This window comes from Phycicoccus sp. DTK01, from assembly GCF_017312765.1.
GTDB classification, from domain to species: Bacteria; Actinomycetota; Actinomycetes; order Actinomycetales; family Dermatophilaceae; genus Phycicoccus; species Phycicoccus jejuensis.
Window position 1 is genome coordinate 1 of the sequence record NZ_BOPU01000023.1, and the last position, 1,135, is coordinate 1,135.

The 1,135-nt window shown below is 75.9% G+C and carries 1 protein-coding gene; it reads right to left on the reverse strand.

Annotation, left to right across the window (positions count from 1 at the left end; translation table 11 throughout):
• Nucleotides 1–971, reverse strand: a 971-nt coding sequence (locus J3473_RS19205; RefSeq protein ID WP_207025403.1) for a hypothetical protein, incomplete at its 3' end; no start/stop codon positions are given.
• Between the last annotated feature and the right edge of the window lie 164 nt (nt 972–1,135).

The following is a 1,135-nucleotide window of genomic DNA, read 5'->3' on the forward strand; positions in this document are numbered from 1 at the left end:
GCCTGGACGGCGTGGACGGTGCGGCCGGCGTCGCGGCGGGTGAGCACGACCATCCCGGCCACCAGCCACAACGCCAGCACGAGGGAGACGGCGGTGGCCGTCAGGTCGACGCGCTGCTCGTTCGCGAGGTGGGCCTGACGGGTGGCGAGCAACGCGTCGAACGCGTCGACCGTCGGCTCGGAGGCCGTGATGGCGGCGGCCGCCAGGGCGGAGGAGTCCGTGACCTCCCGCGTCCCCAGGTCGGCCAGGACGGCGTCGCTGAGGGTCGCGCCGGCGTCCGCGACGTCCCGCAGACCGGCGACCTCCTGGGCCAGGACGGCGCGGTCGGTGGTGGCGACGGCCACCTCGACGTCGTCACGCAGGCCGCGGACGTGGGTGCGGATCGCCCCGGCGAGCAGGGCCTGCTCGGCGACGCGCTCGTCGACCGAGGTGGCCTCGGAGGGGACACGGGCCTCGATCGTCTCGAGGAGCAGGTCGGGGAGCCCGACGAAGGCCGCGTCGGCGAGGCTGGCCGAGTCGAGGTCGGCGTCGAGGGTGACGTTGGCGGCGTGGCTGACCGCCTCGACGAGGTCGACGAGGGCGCCCGCGGTGTCGCCGACACCGGCCGGTGTGGTGTCGGCGGCCTGGGCGTCGACGGCCGCCATCTCCTCCTCCACACCGAGCTCGGGGTGCGCGGCCACGGCGGCCCGCAGCGGCGAGAGGTCCAGCGGACGCCCACCGGCCAGCTCGGCCAGCCCCGCGACCGCCGGCCGCAGGACCTGCACACCGGCGCGCTCGGCCGTGGTCTCGGCGATGTCCGGCGAGCTGAGCGCGAGGTAGGAGCGCCCGAGCAGCAGCACCGGCACGAGCAGGACCACGGTCAGCAGCAGCAGACGCGAGGCCAGGCGCAGTCGGCCGACGACGGCGACGACGGGCGCGACCACGATCGCGCCCGGGTGGGGGCGGGTGGTCGTCGGGGAGGCAGTGCTCATGGGTGTCGTTCCTCGGGGTGGGCGGTGGTGGGGGGCGTCGTGCTGCTGGTCGTGCGGCCGGGTCGTCAGTGCTGGAACTGGGCGACCAGGGTCTGGAGCTGGGTGCTCATGCGGGCGAGCTCGAGGGAGGCGCTCTGGCTGTCGGCGGCGGAGCCGCTGGTGAC